The sequence below is a fragment of the Streptomyces sp. NPDC059909 genome, assembly GCF_042730885.1.
GTDB lineage: Bacteria > Actinomycetota > Actinomycetes > Streptomycetales > Streptomycetaceae > Streptomyces.
In genome coordinates this window covers 150,122-165,866 of record NZ_JBHWKX010000002.1, presented here as the reverse complement: position 1 = coordinate 165,866, position 15,745 = coordinate 150,122, and the positions used below count along the sequence as shown (strand labels likewise).

Sequence of the window (15,745 nt, the reverse complement as noted above, 5' to 3'; positions counted from 1 at the left end):
CCGCTGACCTGCTTGCTTGACGCTTTCATTACTCTCTCCTTTACCTTCCTTTGGTCTTTCCTGTAATGTTCTTTGCACGGAGGGGAGTACTCCCACGTGCGGCGTGCCCGTCAGTACGGACGGACAGGACATGACCGGTCCCGGGGCGCCGGCCCGTGGTGCGGCAGCAGGCCGCCCGGGTGGAAGAGACCTCCGGCAGCGACGACGCTGATCAGTAGCCGTACGACGCCGGAGGCGCAGTGGACGTTTCATGGACCCTGTGGGTGCTGACCATTCTTGGTCTGATCGCCCTGATCGCGGTCGACTTCTTCATCGGGCGCAAGCCGCATGACGTGTCGATCAAGGAAGCCGGAATCTGGACGGTCGTCTGGATCGTTCTCGCCGCACTCTTCGGCCTCGGCCTGCTGGTGGCCGGCGAGACCCAGGCCTCCGGCGAGTTCTTCGCGGGCTTCATCACCGAGAAGTCGCTCAGTGTCGACAATCTCTTCGTGTTCGTCCTGATCATGGCGAAGTTCTCGGTGCCGTCCCACCTCCAGCAGCGGGTGCTGCTCGTGGGTGTCCTGATCGCCCTGGTCCTGCGGGCCATCTTCATCGCCGCGGGCGCCGCGATCATCGCCAGCTTCTCGTGGGTCTTCTACATCTTCGGCGCATTCCTGATCTACACCGCCTGGAAACTCATCCAGGAGGCGCGCTCGGACGAGGAGGAGGACGAGTTCGAGGAGAACCGCCTCCTCAAGTCCATCGAGAAGAAGTTCGGCGTCGCCGACCGGTACCACGGCACGAAGCTCTTCATCCGCGCCAACGGCAAGCGCGTGCTGACGCCGCTCATGGTCGTCATGCTCGCCATCGGCACCACCGACGTGCTCTTCGCGCTGGACTCCATTCCCGCGATCTTCGGCCTGACCCAGGACCCGTACATCGTCTTCACGGCCAACGCGTTCGCGCTGATGGGACTGCGCCAGCTGTACTTCCTGATCGGTGGACTCCTGAGGAAGCTGGTCCACCTGAGCTACGGCCTGTCGGTGATCCTCGGCTTCATCGGCGTCAAGCTGGTGCTGCACGCGATGCACGAGTCCGGGCTCCATGTCCCCGAGATCTCCATCCCGTTCTCGCTGGTGTTCATCTGCGGCGTGCTGATCATCACCACGATCACCAGCCTCATCGCTTCCAGGAAGCAGGAGGAGCGCGAGGCGGCCGAGAAGGCGGCTGCCGAGGCGGGCGACACGGCGCAGAAGAACAGCATCGACGCCTGATTCGAAAATCCCCCCTCCCGCGTCCGTAGCCGCTGGTCAGGCAGCTCCTTCTGCTTGGAGGGTCGCTTGGTAGCCGAGTTGGTTGAGCTGGCTGACCAGGCGTCAGGTCTGCCTGGCCCGGCCGGTGCGGCGGCACGACGTCCGCCGGACGACCACACACCGATTTTCACGCACGCAGGGTGTCGCCGTCAGGCGACCGGATTACTGACCCGCCTGGGAGCGGACGCCTGACCCACCTGGGTGCGCCGGAAAGGCGCCGTCCGCGCCCCGCGTGACCGAGCGCGTGGCATCCAGGCGACGTACGCGACAGGACACCGGCCGGGGTTGCCGGCAACCCCGGCCGGTGTTCCCGTTTGCGGCGCACCGCGGCCCGGTCGACGGCGGTCGCAGCGGCCGCGACCGGTGCTCAGGCGGCGGCTCCCTCCTGCGCGGGATCCGCCGCCACCCGCTTCGGCAGGGTCTCCGGCAGCAGCGCGAAGCACGCCAGGCTGAGCAGGGCGATCCCCGTCAGGTACGCGGCGACGCCCCACGGCGGACCGCTCCCGCCCGCCACGGCCGTGGCCACGATCGGGGTCAGCGCGCCGCCCAGGACCCCTGCCAGGTTGTAGCCGACGGCCGCGCCGGTGCACCGCACCCTCGGCTCGTACAGCTCCGGCAGATACGCCGCGACGACCGCGAACATGGTGATGAACGCCAGCATGGCGCCCAGGAACCCGGCGAACATCAGCAGCGGCTCGCCGGTCTGCAGCAGCGCCACCATCGGGAACATCCACAGCGCGGTGGCCGTGCAGCCGATGAGACAGAGCGGCCGCCGTCCGTAGCGGTCGCCGAGCATGGCGGCGAACGGCGTGACGGCGCCCTTGATCGCCACGGCCGCCATGATGCACGTGAGCATGGCCGTCCGGCTGACACCGAGCCGCTCGGTGCCGTACGCGAGCGACCAGGTGGAGACGGCGTAGAAGACGGCGTACCCCACGGCCAGCGCCCCCGCGGTCAGCAGCACCAGCCGCCAGTGCCCGCGCAGCACCTCGGCCAGCGGCAGCCTGGCCGGTTCGCCGATCTCCCGGAAATGCGGGGTCTCCGCCAGCGAGCTGCGCAGCAGCAGTCCGCCCGCCGCGAGCAGCCCCGCCGCCCAGAACGGCACCCGCCAGCCCCACTCCCGGAACCGGTCATCGCTCAGCCCTGCCGACAGCGCCAGCATCACCCCGTTGGCCAGCAGAAATCCGACGGCCGGCCCGATCTGCGGGAAGCTCGCCCACAGTCCCCGCCGTGCGGCGGGCGCGTGCTCGGCGGTCAGCAGCACGGCCCCGCCCCACTCACCGCCGAGCCCGAGCCCCTGCAGAAAGCGCAGCACCAGCAGCAGTACGGGAGCGGCGACGCCGAGGGTCGCGTACGACGGGACACAGCCGACCAGGACCGTGGCCAGCCCGGTCAGCAGCAGCGAGGCGAACATCACCGGCCGCCGCCCGTAGCGGTCGCCGACGTGCCCGAACAGCACGGAACCGAGCGGACGCGCGACGAAGCCGACCGCGAACGTGCCGAAGGCGGCCAGCGTCCCCGCGAGCGGAGAGAACGTCGGGAAGAACAGCGGCCCGAGCACCAGGGCGGCGGCGGTGCCGTAGACGAAGAAGTCGTAGAACTCCACGGCCGTCCCGGCGAGCGATGCCGCGGCGAGCCGCGGCATCGAAACGGCGGGAACAGCGGGGGAGGAATCGGAGGGGCTGGAGGAAGCGGAGGTGTCGGAGGGATCGGAAGAAGTAGCAGGCAACGGAGCGTGACTTTCGCGCATGTCGCGCCAACTACCCGTGATCACCCGTGGTTACGGGGGCGCGAGGAAGCGCGACATGGACCGATGTCGGCACCCGGCGCGGGAACTCACCAGCCGCGGGCGCGCCACTCCGGAAGATGCGGCCGCTCGGCGCCGAGCGTCGTGTCGTTGCCGTGCCCCGGGTAGACCCAGGTCTCGTCCGCGAGCTGGTCGAAGAGCTTCGTCTGCACGTCGTTGATCAGGCTCTCGAAGGCCTTGGGGTTCTTGTGGGTGTTGCCGACCCCGCCGGGGAAGAGACAGTCACCGGTGAAGACGTGCGGATGGCCGTGCGGGTCGTCGTAGACCAGGGCGATGGACCCCGGGGTGTGGCCGACCAGATGGCGGGCGGTGAGCCCGACCCGGCCGACCCGGACGGTGTCGCCGTCATCGAGGAGGACATCGGTGGGCACCGGAATGCCCTCGGCGTCGAGGCGGCCCGCGTACGTACGGGCCCCCGTGGCCGCGACCACCTCGGCCAGCGCCTGCCAGTGGTCGCCGTGCCGATGGGTGGTGACGACGGACGCGATGCCGTCGTCACCGATCAGCCGGAGCAGGGTCTCGGGCTCGTTGGCCGCGTCGATCAGGAGCTGCTCGCCGGTCGTCCGGCAGCGCAGCAGGTACGCGTTGTTGTCCATCGGTCCGACCGCGACCTTGGAGATCATCAGGTCCGCCAGCTCGTGCACTTCCGCCGGACCGCCGACCTTGACCGCTCCGCTGTATGTCATGGGGTCAGCGTACTCAGCCGACCGCAGCGGCGGCAGCACCGACCAGCCAGGGCCTGTCCGGCGGATCATGGGCGGAGCCAGAGCCGGATCGAGGCGACGGTGACGGTGCCCGTACGACCCCGGAAGAGGATCCCGTTGATCACCGTGCGGTGATCACTCCACCGGCCACCACGCCGCCCTGGCCTGGGCAGATGCCGTTCCAGCCGTGCCCCCTCCTCATGCGTGAGACCGCCCGCCCCATGCCCGGGTCAACGACACGAGCACAGACCAGTCACCTCTGAGGCTTTCACTTCGAGGTGACGTGCGGGTGGGGGCGGGACTGGATCCCGGCCCTCGTTACTGGCCCACCCTTCCGTCGACGCACTCGCGCAACAGGTCGGCGTGCCCGCAGTGACGGGCGTATTCCTCGATCATGTGCACCAGCAGCTCCCGGACTGCGATCTTTTCCTTCCCCACACGCTCGCCCAGATCCGGGTGCTCGGCCAGCGCGGCGTCGGTCGCGGCCTGCTCGCGCTCCAGGGCGGTGAACGCGGCGTCGACCTCGGCCGGCTCGGCGACCGCGCCGTTGAAGTCCGCGTCCTTCTCGCCGTACAGCTTCGGCAGCGGGTCACCGTCGGTGATCCAGTTGCGCCAGTCCCGTTCCACCTCGGCGAGGTGCCGGACAAGACCGAGCAGCGACATCGTCGACGGCGGAACCGCCCGACGGGCCAGTTGCTCCGCATCCAGGCCCTCGCACTTCATCCGCAACGTCAAGCGGTAGCCGCTCAGGAAGTCCTGCAGCGTCGCAAGCTCGCCGTCCGGACTGGCCCCATCTCTGTCGCGGGGGTCGTCGTCCGGATCGGCCCACATATCGGGGTAGACGGTTGCCTGGGTCCATCGCGCGGGTTGGTCACTCATGGGTCGCATGATCGTCTGTAGCGGCCCAGGCTCGCTACTGAGTTTTCGCTTCGAGGGACGTCATGGTCGCATCAGAGTGTGGCGCCGGTCTCGGCGACGAGGCCTCCAGGAGGCGAGGCCGGTGCTGCATCCGCTTCAGCCAGGTGCGGGTCGGATCGCCCCCGGCGGGATGCCTCACAAACCAGGCCCGCACCCGCCCCTCCACCACGACGTCATCTCGAAGTGAAAGCCTCGGATGGTCCGCCGGACAGGCCCTACCTAGAGAGGCGGCAGCACCGGAAGCGGTCCGTCCGAGACCTCCAGGACCGAGCCGTCCCGGCGGCCGGCCAGCCAGCCGAGCAGGTCGGGCGCCGGGCCCTTGACGGTGACGGGCCCGCCGTCGGCGCCGCCGCCCGTGGTCCACGCCCGGCCGTCGTCGGCGACGACGGTGGTGGCCGGCACGTCCTTGTGCCCCGTGTAGCGCTCGGTGAGGAAGTCGATCTCGCGCTCCACGAAGTCCGCAGGGAGGTCCTCCAGCTCGTAGCCGACGCCGAGATCGACGTGGTGCAGCTCGACCTCGACGAGGCGCCGGAAGGGGATGCGGGCCGCCGCGTCCTTCACGCCGTTGCGCAGCTCGACGGTGCGGGACCAGTCGGCGTCCCCGGCGCCCGCGGCCTGGAAGCGGCCGGCACTCTCGCGTACGTCGTCGAGCTGGACGGAGAGCGGCCTGGGTGCATCCCGCTCGATGTCGGCGTCGCGGGCTTCGCCGGTCACGTACATCGGACGGCCTTGGAGAACGTTGACGAGTGCGTCCGCGTTACGGGCGACGTGGGCGAGGACGTGGCCGCGGCTCCAGCCGGGGAGCCGTGACGGCTCGGCGACCGCCGCGTTGTCCATTCCGGAGGCTGCGTGGAGGAGCCGGTCGGTGGCCTCACGCACGGCGGTCAGGTCGCGCACAGGTTCGATCATGGGGAAGACGATAGCCCCGCCACACGTTCGCGTGAAGGTGGTGGAGGCGCCCCGAAAATCGAATGCGCGTGCTATAGGCTCGGTAGAGGCATCCTTGGTAGTCAGGCATTCATCCGTCCGGCCGTCATCGATCAGGTGGCGCCCCTAGCCTGGAGCAGTCCGGGACGGGGGCCGTCCCCCGTTTTCACGACCTCTCTCAGACTCAAGAAAGGTGCGGACCCGGCGTGGCCGACCGTCTCATCGTCCGTGGCGCTCGCGAGCACAATCTCAAGAACGTCTCGCTCGACCTCCCGCGTGACTCACTCATCGTCTTCACCGGGCTTTCGGGGTCGGGCAAGTCGTCGCTCGCGTTCGACACGATCTTCGCCGAGGGACAGCGCCGGTACGTCGAGTCGCTGTCCTCGTACGCCCGGCAGTTCCTCGGGCAGATGGACAAGCCGGACGTCGACTTCATCGAGGGCCTCTCCCCGGCCGTCTCGATCGACCAGAAGTCCACCTCGCGCAACCCTCGCTCGACGGTCGGCACGATCACCGAGGTCTACGACTACCTCCGGCTGCTCTTCGCCCGGATCGGCAAGCCGCACTGTCCCGAGTGCGGCCGCCCCATCTCGCGCCAGTCGCCGCAGGCCATCGTCGACAAGGTGCTGGAGCTGCCCGAGGGCAGCCGCTTCCAGGTGCTCTCGCCGCTCGTGCGCGAGCGCAAGGGAGAGTTCGTCGACCTCTTCTCCGACCTCCAGACCAAGGGCTACGCCCGGGCCAGGGTCGACGGGCAGACCATCCAGCTCACCGATCCGCCCAAGCTGAAGAAGCAGGAGAAGCACACCATCGAGGTGGTCATCGACCGCCTCACCGTCAAGGAGAGCGCCAAGCGCCGGCTCACCGACTCCGTCGAGACCGCGCTGGGCCTCTCCGGCGGCATGGTCGTGCTCGACTTCGTCGACCTCCCCGAGGACGACCCCGAGCGCGAGCGGATGTACTCGGAGCATCTGTACTGCCCGTACGACGACCTGTCGTTCGAGGAGCTGGAGCCCCGCTCCTTCTCCTTCAACTCGCCCTTCGGCGCCTGCCCGGACTGCACCGGTATCGGTACGCGCATGGAGGTCGACCCCGACCTGATCGTCCCCGACGAGGAGCGGTCGCTCGACGAGGGCGCGATCCACCCGTGGTCCCACGGCCACACCAAGGAGTACTTCGGGCGGCTGATCGGCGGGCTGGCGCAGGCACTCGGCTTCAGCACGGGCATGCCCTGGGCCGGGCTGCCGCTGCGCGCCAGGAAGGCCCTGCTGTACGGGCACAAGACCCAGGTCGAGGTCCGTTACCGGAACCGGTACGGACGGGAGCGGGCGTACACCACCCCGGCGTTCGAAGGCGCCGTCGAGTTCGTCCGGCGGCGGCACAGCGAGGCCGAGAGCGACGCCAGCCGCGAGCGCTTCGAGGGCTATATGCGCGAGGTGCCCTGCCCGACCTGCGAGGGCACCCGCCTCAAGCCGATCGTCCTCGCGGTCACGGTGATGGAGAAGTCCATCGCCGAGGTCTCCGCGATGTCGATCAGCGACTGCGCCGACTTCCTCGCGCAGCTGAAGCTGGACGCCCGGGACAAGAAGATCGCCGAGCGGGTGCTGAAGGAGGTCAACGAGCGGCTGCGGTTCCTCGTCGACGTCGGCCTCGACTACCTGTCGCTGAACCGCGCCGCGGGCACCCTCTCGGGCGGCGAGGCCCAGCGCATCCGGCTCGCCACCCAGATCGGCTCCGGTCTGGTCGGTGTGCTGTACGTGCTGGACGAGCCGTCCATCGGACTGCACCAGCGCGACAACCACCGGCTCATCGAGACGCTCGTCCGCCTGCGCGACATGGGCAACACGCTGATCGTCGTCGAGCACGACGAGGACACCATCAAGCACGCCGACTGGGTCGTCGACATCGGCCCGGGTGCCGGCGAGCACGGTGGCAAGGTCGTCCACTCCGGACCGCTGAAGGAGCTCCTGAGCAACAAGGAGTCGATGACCGGGCTGTATCTGTCCGGGAAGAAGTCCATCCCGACGCCCGACATCCGGCGCCCCATGGACCCGACCCGACGGCTGACGGTGCACGGCGCCCGGGAGAACAACCTGCGGGACATCGATGTGTCGTTCCCGCTCGGAGTCTTCACGGCCGTCACCGGAGTCTCCGGCTCCGGAAAGTCGACCCTGGTCAACGACATCCTGTACACGCACCTGGCGCGCGAGCTGAACGGCGCGAAGTCGGTCCCCGGGCGGCACACGCGCGTCGACGGCGACGACCTCGTCGACAAGGTCGTGCACGTCGACCAGTCGCCCATCGGCCGTACGCCCCGCTCCAACCCGGCGACGTACACCGGCGTCTTCGACCACGTCCGCAAGCTCTTCGCCGAGACGATGGAGGCGAAGGTGCGGGGCTATCTGCCCGGCCGCTTCTCCTTCAACGTCAAGGGCGGGCGCTGCGAGAACTGCGCGGGCGACGGCACCATCAAGATCGAGATGAACTTCCTGCCGGACGTGTACGTCCCGTGCGAGGTCTGCCACGGCGCGCGCTACAACCGGGAGACCCTGGAGGTTCACTACAAGGGCAAGTCGATCGCCGAGGTGCTGGACATGCCCATCGAGGAGGCCCTGCACTTCTTCGAGGCCGTTCCGACGATCGCCCGCCATCTGAAGACGCTGAACGAGGTGGGGCTCGGATACGTCCGGCTCGGGCAGTCCGCACCGACGCTGTCGGGTGGCGAGGCGCAGCGCGTCAAGCTGGCGAGCGAGCTCCAGAAGCGGTCCACGGGCCGCACGGTCTATGTGCTCGACGAGCCGACCACCGGTCTGCACTTCGAGGACATCTCGAAGCTGATCAAGGTGCTGTCCAACCTGGTCGACAAGGGCAACACGGTGATCGTCATCGAGCACAACCTGGACGTCATCAAGACCGCGGACTGGGTCGTCGACATGGGCCCCGAGGGCGGCAGCGGCGGTGGCCTCGTCATCGCCGAGGGCACCCCCGAGGAGGTCGCGGGCGTCCCGGCGAGCCACACCGGCAAGTTCCTGCGGGACATCCTCAGCGCGGAGCGCATCAGCGACGCGGTGCCGCCGCAGTCGCGGAAGAGGGCGACGAAGAAGGCGGCGGTGGCGGCGAACTCCACGCCCACGAAGAAGGCGGCCACGGCCACGGTGCCGGTCCGCAAGGCCCGGGCCACGCGCCAGGCGTGATGCCGCGCCCGGGAGGCGGGGCCGCGCCGGCCCCGCACCCGGGCGCAGTCAGCCTGTCCGGCGTTCGAGGACGGACATGCGGGTTCACCTGCCGGTGCGGGGCACGTGCCAAGCCCGTACGGCGTTCGAGGACGGACATCCAAGCCGCGCCCGGTACCGGGTGGGGGATCGGGGCCTGTCCCGACGGGCTACGTCAGCTCCGACGCGTACGGCGGCTCCGCGCCCGTGCGGGAGCAGGTGACGGCGGCCGCGCGGGCGGCGAAGGCGAGGACCTCGGTCCAGGTGCGTGCGGTCGGACCATCGAGCGCGCCCGGCGAGAGGGCGTCCCGGCGCGCCAGCTCATGGAGGAGCGCCGCGTTCACCGTGTCGCCCGCACCGATGGTGTCGGCCACCGTAACGGGGGCGGCCGGGACGGAGGCCTCCCTGCCGTCCCGGGTGAACACCGTGAGGCCCCGCTCGCCGCGCGTCAGCACCACCGCGGCCGGGCCCTTGGCCAGCCACCGCTCCGGGGAGCCCCCCAGCCATTTCGCATCGTCCTCGGAGACCTTCAGCAGCGACACCGACGGGAGCCAGCCCTCGAAACGCGCCCGGTATGCATCGGGGTCGTCGATCAACCCCGGGCGGATGTTCGGGTCGAGCAGGGTGAAGACCCCGCGCTCCGCCTCGCGCCGCAGGAGCGCCTCGTACGCGCTCGCTCCCGGCTCCAGCACCAGCGAGCATGTCCCGAGCACCAACGCCCGCACCTCTGACGGCAGTTCGGGCGGCAGCTCGAAGAGCCGGTCCGCGCTCCCGGACGTGTAGAAGCCGTATCCCGCGGAACCGTCCGCGTCGATCGCGGCGACCGCGAGCGTCGTCGGCTCCGGCCCCCGCTGCACCAGGGACGTCCCGGCCCCCGCCGCGTGCAGCCCGCCCAGCAGCGCCTCGCCGAAGCCGTCCGTCGAGATGCGCGAGCAGAAGGTGACGCGGGAACCGAGCCGCCCCAGGGCCACCGCCGTGTTGTAGGGGCCCCCGCCGAGCCTCGGCAGCAGCGGCGGCAGCGGTTCGCCGTCGGCCGACGCCTGCTGCGGGACCAGGTCGATCAGGGCTTCACCGGCGACGACGATCACGCCCGAAAACGTAACCCATCGTTCCGGTCGACGACAGTGCGTCCGTGCTCCGGCCCGCGCCGGCCCAGCCCCTCGCCCCGGCGCGGCCTCGCCCGGGCCTCGACCAAGCCCCTCGCCCCGGCCCCGTCGTCCCGGCCTGGCCCCGACCCGCCCGCGGGTGCCGCGATCTGCGCCGGTATCGTCGGGTCTGTCACCGACACCCGCACACCCGCCCCGACCAGTGGAGACTTCATGCCCGGCCAGCCCGCAGCCCGCCGTACCGTGCTGAAAGGCGCTGCCCTCGCCGGGGCCGCCGGGCTGGGGGTCGCCGCGTGCTCCACCGAGTCCAAGCTCGGCCATGCCCAGGTCCCGACCCCGACCGCGCCGGTCGACCTCGGTGCCGCGGACGCGGTCCCGGTCGGCGGCGCCAAGCTGTACCGCGAGCAGCGGCTCGTCGTGCACTGCCCGGCGAAGGGTGAGTACAAGGCGTTCAGCGCCCAGTGCACCCACGCGGGCTGCCTCCTGGACAAGCTGGAGGGCACCGAGGGCAACTGCCCCTGCCACGGCAGCCGCTTCGACGTCACGACCGGCGAGGCCGTCCGGGGCCCGGCGACCGTGCCGCTCCCGGAGGTCCCGGTCACCGTGCGAGACGGAAAGCTCGTCGCGGGCCCGGACGCGTAACCGCCCGCACTCAGGGTCACGGCGGCTTCCCCCAGGTCGGTCAGGCACCGTCACCCGCCGGGTCACGGCCTCCCACGGCGGGCCCCGGTTGTCGGTGGCCGCCAGTAGGGTGGGCGGCATGGCAGACCCCTCCAGCTACCGTCCCAAGCCGGGACAGATCCCCGACTCGCCAGGGGTCTACAGGTTCCGTGACGAGCACCGCCGGGTGATCTACGTCGGCAAGGCGAAGAGCCTGCGGCAGCGTCTCGCCAACTACTTCCAGGACCTGGCGAGTCTGCACCCACGCACGCGCACGATGGTCACGACCGCGGCCTCCGTGGAGTGGACGGTCGTCTCCACCGAGGTGGAGGCGCTGCAGCTGGAGTACTCCTGGATCAAGGAGTTCGACCCCCGGTTCAACGTCAAGTACCGGGACGACAAGAGCTATCCGTATCTCGCGGTGACCATGAACGAGGAGTTCCCGCGGGTCCAGGTCATGCGCGGGGCCAAGCGGAAGGGCGTGCGCTACTTCGGTCCGTACGGGCACGCCTGGGCGATCCGCGAGACCGTCGATCTGATGCTGCGGGTCTTCCCCGTGCGGACCTGCTCGGCCGGGGTCTTCAAGAACGCCGCCCGGACCGGCCGCCCCTGCCTGCTCGGGTACATCGGCAAGTGCTCGGCGCCCTGTGTGGAGCGCGTCACCCCGGAGGGGCACCGCGAACTGGCCGAACAGTTCTGCGACTTCATGGCCGGCCGCACCGGCACGTACATCCGCCGCCTGGAGAAGGACATGATGGCGGCGGCCGAGGAGATGGAGTACGAGCGGGCGGCCCGGCTCCGCGACGACATAGAGGCCCTCAAGCGGGCCATGGAGAAGAACGCGGTGGTGCTGGCCGATGCCACCGACGCCGATCTGATCGCGGTCGCCGAGGACGAGCTGGAGGCAGCCGTCCAGATCTTCCACGTACGCGGCGGTCGGGTCCGCGGCCAGCGCGGCTGGGTCACGGACAAGGTCGAGGCGGTCGACACCGCGGGACTGGTCGAGCACGCACTGCAGCAGCTCTACGGGGAGGAGAGCGGCGACGCCGTCCCCAAGGAGGTCCTCGTCCCGGCCCTCCCCGAGGATCTCGACGCGGTCACCCAGTGGCTGACCGGCCGCCGGGGGGCGAACGTGTCGCTGCGCATCCCGCAGCGCGGCGACAAGAAGGACCTGATGGCGACGGTCGAGCGCAATGCGCAGCAGGCCCTCGTCCTGCACAAGACGAAGCGCGCCAGCGATCTCACGACCCGTTCCCGGGCACTGGAGGAGATCGCGGAGGCGCTGGACCTGGACTCGGCGCCGCTGCGGATCGAGTGCTTCGACATCTCGCATCTGCAGGGTGAGGACGTCGTCGCGTCCATGGTCGTCTTCGAGGACGGGCTGCCCCGCAAGAGCGAGTACCGGCGCTTCCAGATCAAGGGCTTCGAGGGCCAGGACGACGTCCGCTCCATGCATGAGGTGATCAGCAGGCGCTTCAAGCGCTATCTGGCCGAGAAGGAGAGGACGGGGGAGTGGTCGGCCGAGGACGGTGAGGTGCCGGCGGACGAGGGCAACGGGAAGCCGAAGCGGTTCGCGTACCCTCCCCAGCTCGTGCTCGTCGACGGCGGACAGCCGCAGGTCGCGGCCGCCCAGCGGGCCCTGGACGAGCTGGGCATCGACGATGTCGCCGTGTGCGGCATCGCGAAGCGCATGGAGGAGATATGGCTGCCGGGCGAGGACGACCCGGTCGTGCTCCCGCGCTCCAGCGAGGGGCTCTACCTCATCCAGCGCGTCCGTGACACGGCTCACGACTTCGCGATCCGCTACCAGCGCTCCAAGCGCACCAAGCGGCTGCGGACCAGCCCGCTGGACGCCGTCCCCGGCCTCGGCGAGACCCGCAAGCAGGCTCTGATCAAGCATTTCGGCTCGGTGAAGCGCCTGAGGCAGGCGACAATCGAGCAGATCTGCGAGGTGCCGGGCATGGGCAGGAAGACGGCCGAGTCCCTCGTCGTTGCCCTTGCGCAGGCAGCCCCGGCCGCGCCCGCCGTGAACACGGCGACAGGAGAGATCATTGAAGAGGAAGCGGACGACGGGGTTCCAGCAGCACGTACGACCGAGGACGGGGGAAGTACGGAATGACCGCTCAGGACAGAGCCGGGCAGCGGGACGGTGCTGAGCAGCACGGCCGCACAGACCGAGAAGAACACGGAGCAGGAGACGTGAGTACGGGTACGACGAGCGAGGCCGGGCAGGCCGCCGACGCGGCCATCCCCGAGCTGGTGATCATCTCCGGTATGTCGGGCGCGGGCCGCAGCACCGCGGCGAAGTGCCTGGAGGACCTCGGCTGGTTCGTCGTCGACAACCTGCCACCCGCGCTGATTCCCACCATGGTGGAGCTCGGCGCACGGTCCCAGGGCAACGTGGCCCGTATCGCCGTCGTCGTGGACGTCCGCGGCCGGCGGTTCTTCGACAACCTCCGCCAGTCCCTGGCGGACCTCGACGCCAAGCAGGTCACGCGGCGGATCGTGTTCCTGGAGTCCTCCGACGAGGCGCTCGTGCGCCGCTTCGAGTCCGTGCGCCGTCCGCACCCGTTGCAGGGCGACGGCCGGATCGTCGACGGCATCGCCGCCGAGCGGGACCTCCTGCGGGAGCTGCGCGGCGACGCCGACCTGGTGATCGACACCTCCAGCCTCAACGTCCACGAGCTGCGCGCCAAGATGGACGCCCAGTTCGCGGGTGACGAGGAGCCCGAGCTGCGGGCCACCGTCATGTCGTTCGGCTACAAGTACGGTCTGCCGGTCGACGCCGACCTCGTGGTGGACTGCCGCTTCCTGCCGAACCCGCACTGGGTCCCGGAGCTGCGCCCCTTCACCGGCCTGAACGAGGAGGTGTCGGCCTACGTCTTCGACCAGCCGGGCGCCAAGGAGTTCCTCAACCAGTACACCGAACTGCTCCAGCTGATCGCGGCGGGCTACCGCCGCGAGGGCAAGCGGTACGTGACCATCGCCGTCGGCTGCACCGGCGGCAAGCACCGCTCCGTCGCCATGTCCGAGAAGCTCGCCGCCCGCCTCGGCTCCGAGGGGATCGAGACCGTCGTCGTCCACAGGGACATGGGGCGCGAGTGACCGGTCGTACTCTCCGTCTGCGCCGGCTGCGGGGCAGCGACGCTCTCCGCACCGGCCGCAGACGCGGCGCCCAGCCCAAGGTCGTCGCGCTCGGCGGCGGTATGGGGCTCTCGGCGTCGCTCGCGGCCCTCCGCCGCATCACCGGCGACCTCACGGCGGTCGTCACCGTCGCCGACGACGGCGGCTCCAGCGGCCGGCTCCGGGAGGAGCTCGGCGTGCTGCCCCCCGGCGACCTCCGCAAGGCGCTCGCGGCGCTGTGCGGCGACGACGACTGGGGACAGACCTGGGCGCGGGTCATCCAGCACCGCTTCCAGTCGCACGGCGCGCTGCACGAGCACGCGGTCGGCAATCTGCTGATCGTGGCTCTGTGGGAGCAGCTCGGCGACCATGTGCAGGCCCTGGATCTGGTCGGCAGGCTGCTCGGCGCGCACGGCAGGGTGCTGCCCATGTCCGCCGTGGCGCTGGAGCTGCAGGCGCTGGTCAGGGGCCACGACCCGGCGCAGCCCGACCGGATCGAGACGGTCCGGGGGCAGGCGACGGTCGCGCTCACCCCTGGCGAGGTGCAGTCCGTACACCTCGTGCCGAACGATCCGCCGGCCGTCCCGGAGGCCGTCGCGGCCGTCCTCGACGCCGACTGGGTCGTGCTCGGACCCGGCTCCTGGTTCTCCTCGGTGATCCCGCACCTGCTCGTCCCCGAGCTGCTGGACGCGCTCGTCGAGACGAAGGCCCGTCGTGTGCTGTCCCTCAATCTGGCGCCGCAGCCCGGAGAAACGGAAGGCTTCTCCCCGCAGCGTCATTTGGAGGTTTTGGGACGACACGCCCCTAAACTCGCCCTGGACGTGGTGCTGGCCGACGAGGCCGCCGTGCCCGACCGCGAGTCCCTCGCCGACGCCGCCGAGCGGTTCGGTGCCGCGGTCGAGCTGGCGCCGGTGGCCCGGCCGGACGGTACTCCGAAGCACGACCCGGAGCTCCTGGCCGCCGCGTACGACCGTATTTTTCGGATGCATGGAAGGATCGGCCCATGGCGATGACGGCAGCGGTGAAGGACGAAATCTCCCGGCTCCCCGTCACCCGGACCTGCTGCAGAAAGGCGGAGGTCTCGGCGATCCTTCGGTTCGCGGGCGGGCTGCACCTGGTCAGCGGCCGCATCGTGATCGAGGCGGAGCTGGACACGGGGATCGCGGCGCGCAGGCTCCGCAAGGACATCCTGGAGATCTTCGGCCACTCCTCGGACCTCGTGGTGATGGCTCCCGGCGGACTGCGGCGCGGCTCGCGCTATGTCGTACGGGTCGTGGCGGGCGGTGACCAGCTGGCCCGGCAGACGGGTCTGGTCGACGGCCGGGGCCGCCCCATCCGCGGTCTGCCCCCACAGGTCGTCTCGGGCGCGACGTGTGACGCGGAGGCGGCCTGGCGCGGCGCCTTCCTGGCGCACGGCTCGCTCACCGAGCCCGGCCGCTCCTCCTCGCTGGAGGTGACCTGCCCCGGCCCGGAGGCCGCTCTGGCGCTGGTCGGCGCGGCGCGCCGGCTCTCCATCGCGGCGAAGGCCCGTGAGGTGCGCGGCGTGGACCGGGTCGTGGTCCGTGACGGCGACGCCATCGGTGCGCTGCTCACCAGGCTGGGCGCGCACGAGTCGGTGCTGGCCTGGGAGGAGCGGCGGATGCGCCGTGAGGTCCGCGCCACGGCCAACCGCCTCGCCAACTTCGACGACGCCAACCTCCGCCGCTCGGCCCGCGCCGCGGTGGCCGCCGGTGCCCGGGTGCAGCGCGCGCTGGAGATCCTCGGCGAGGAGGTGCCCGAGCACCTCGCCGCCGCGGGCCGGCTGCGCATGGAGCACAAGCAGGCATCCCTGGAGGAGCTGGGCGCCCTGGCGGACCCGCCGCTGACGAAGGACGCGGTCGCGGGCCGTATCCGCCGCCTCCTGGCGATGGCCGACAAGCGCGCCCAGGACCTCGGCATCCCCGGCACGGAGTCCAGTCTCACCGAGGAGATGGCCGACGGGCTGGTGGGATAACGGCTG

12 protein-coding genes and 1 pseudogene are annotated in these 15,745 nt (G+C 70.4%); 7 read left to right on the top strand and 6 right to left on the bottom strand.

Annotated features, from left to right (window positions below):
• Positions 1-239 precede the first annotated feature (239 nt).
• Positions 240-1,253 (top strand): TerC/Alx family metal homeostasis membrane protein, encoded by a 1,014-nt coding sequence (locus ACFV9O_RS02785; RefSeq protein ID WP_385411366.1) that lies wholly within the window; start codon positions 240-242, stop codon positions 1,251-1,253.
• A 406-nt stretch (positions 1,254-1,659) separates the two neighbouring features.
• Here ACFV9O_RS02785 and ACFV9O_RS02780 read toward each other — a convergent pair whose 3' ends face one another.
• The 5 genes and pseudogenes from ACFV9O_RS02780 to ACFV9O_RS02760 form a co-directional block, all read right to left on the bottom strand.
• Entirely contained in the window at positions 1,660-2,937 is a 1,278-nt protein-coding gene (locus tag ACFV9O_RS02780) for an MFS transporter (protein WP_385411364.1), read from the bottom strand.
• 191 nt (positions 2,938-3,128) lie between these two features.
• Positions 3,129-3,785, bottom strand: a complete 657-nt coding sequence (locus ACFV9O_RS02775; RefSeq protein WP_385411363.1) for an MBL fold metallo-hydrolase — start codon at positions 3,783-3,785, stop codon at positions 3,129-3,131.
• A 107-nt stretch (positions 3,786-3,892) separates the two neighbouring features.
• A pseudogene (locus ACFV9O_RS02770) lies at positions 3,893-3,988 on the bottom strand (IS5/IS1182 family transposase); the annotation flags it as partial.
• A 133-nt stretch (positions 3,989-4,121) separates the two neighbouring features.
• Positions 4,122-4,682 (bottom strand): DinB family protein, encoded by a 561-nt coding sequence (locus tag ACFV9O_RS02765; RefSeq protein ID WP_385411361.1) that lies wholly within the window; start codon positions 4,680-4,682, stop codon positions 4,122-4,124.
• 258 nt (positions 4,683-4,940) lie between these two features.
• Positions 4,941-5,630, bottom strand: a complete 690-nt coding sequence (locus ACFV9O_RS02760) for a maleylpyruvate isomerase family mycothiol-dependent enzyme (RefSeq protein ID WP_385411360.1) — start codon at positions 5,628-5,630, stop codon at positions 4,941-4,943.
• Between the two features lie 224 nt (positions 5,631-5,854).
• Here ACFV9O_RS02760 and uvrA point away from each other — a divergent pair, with 224 nt between their 5' ends.
• Complete coding sequence (uvrA, locus tag ACFV9O_RS02755) at positions 5,855-8,839, top strand: excinuclease ABC subunit UvrA (RefSeq protein ID WP_385411358.1); 2,985 nt, start codon at positions 5,855-5,857, stop codon at positions 8,837-8,839.
• A gap of 188 nt (positions 8,840-9,027) precedes the next feature.
• Here the strand turns inward: uvrA and ACFV9O_RS02750 are convergent, their stop codons facing one another.
• Positions 9,028-9,945 (bottom strand): carbohydrate kinase, encoded by a 918-nt coding sequence (locus ACFV9O_RS02750; RefSeq protein WP_385411357.1) that lies wholly within the window; start codon positions 9,943-9,945, stop codon positions 9,028-9,030.
• A 231-nt stretch (positions 9,946-10,176) separates the two neighbouring features.
• On the opposite strand from ACFV9O_RS02750, the gene ACFV9O_RS02745 reads away from it, so the two are divergent.
• From ACFV9O_RS02745 to whiA, 5 genes are all read left to right on the top strand, one after another.
• Positions 10,177-10,605: a Rieske (2Fe-2S) protein gene (locus ACFV9O_RS02745; protein ID WP_385411355.1), complete on the top strand. Its 429-nt coding sequence runs from the start codon at positions 10,177-10,179 to the stop codon at positions 10,603-10,605.
• Between the two features lie 118 nt (positions 10,606-10,723).
• Positions 10,724-12,742, top strand: a complete 2,019-nt coding sequence (gene uvrC, locus ACFV9O_RS02740) for an excinuclease ABC subunit UvrC (RefSeq protein ID WP_385411353.1) — start codon at positions 10,724-10,726, stop codon at positions 12,740-12,742.
• An 80-nt stretch (positions 12,743-12,822) separates the two neighbouring features.
• A complete protein-coding gene (gene rapZ / locus ACFV9O_RS02735) occupies positions 12,823-13,728 on the top strand; it encodes an RNase adapter RapZ (protein WP_385411351.1) in 906 nt (301 codons plus the stop codon).
• Positions 13,725-14,759, top strand: a complete 1,035-nt coding sequence (gene yvcK, locus ACFV9O_RS02730; protein ID WP_385411350.1) for a uridine diphosphate-N-acetylglucosamine-binding protein YvcK — start codon at positions 13,725-13,727, stop codon at positions 14,757-14,759. Before rapZ ends, yvcK begins: the two co-directional genes overlap by 4 nt.
• A complete protein-coding gene (gene whiA, locus ACFV9O_RS02725; RefSeq protein ID WP_385411348.1) occupies positions 14,750-15,739 on the top strand; it encodes a DNA-binding protein WhiA in 990 nt (329 codons plus the stop codon). The genes yvcK and whiA overlap by 10 nt, the downstream gene beginning before the upstream one ends.
• The last annotated feature ends 6 nt before the right edge of the window (positions 15,740-15,745 follow it).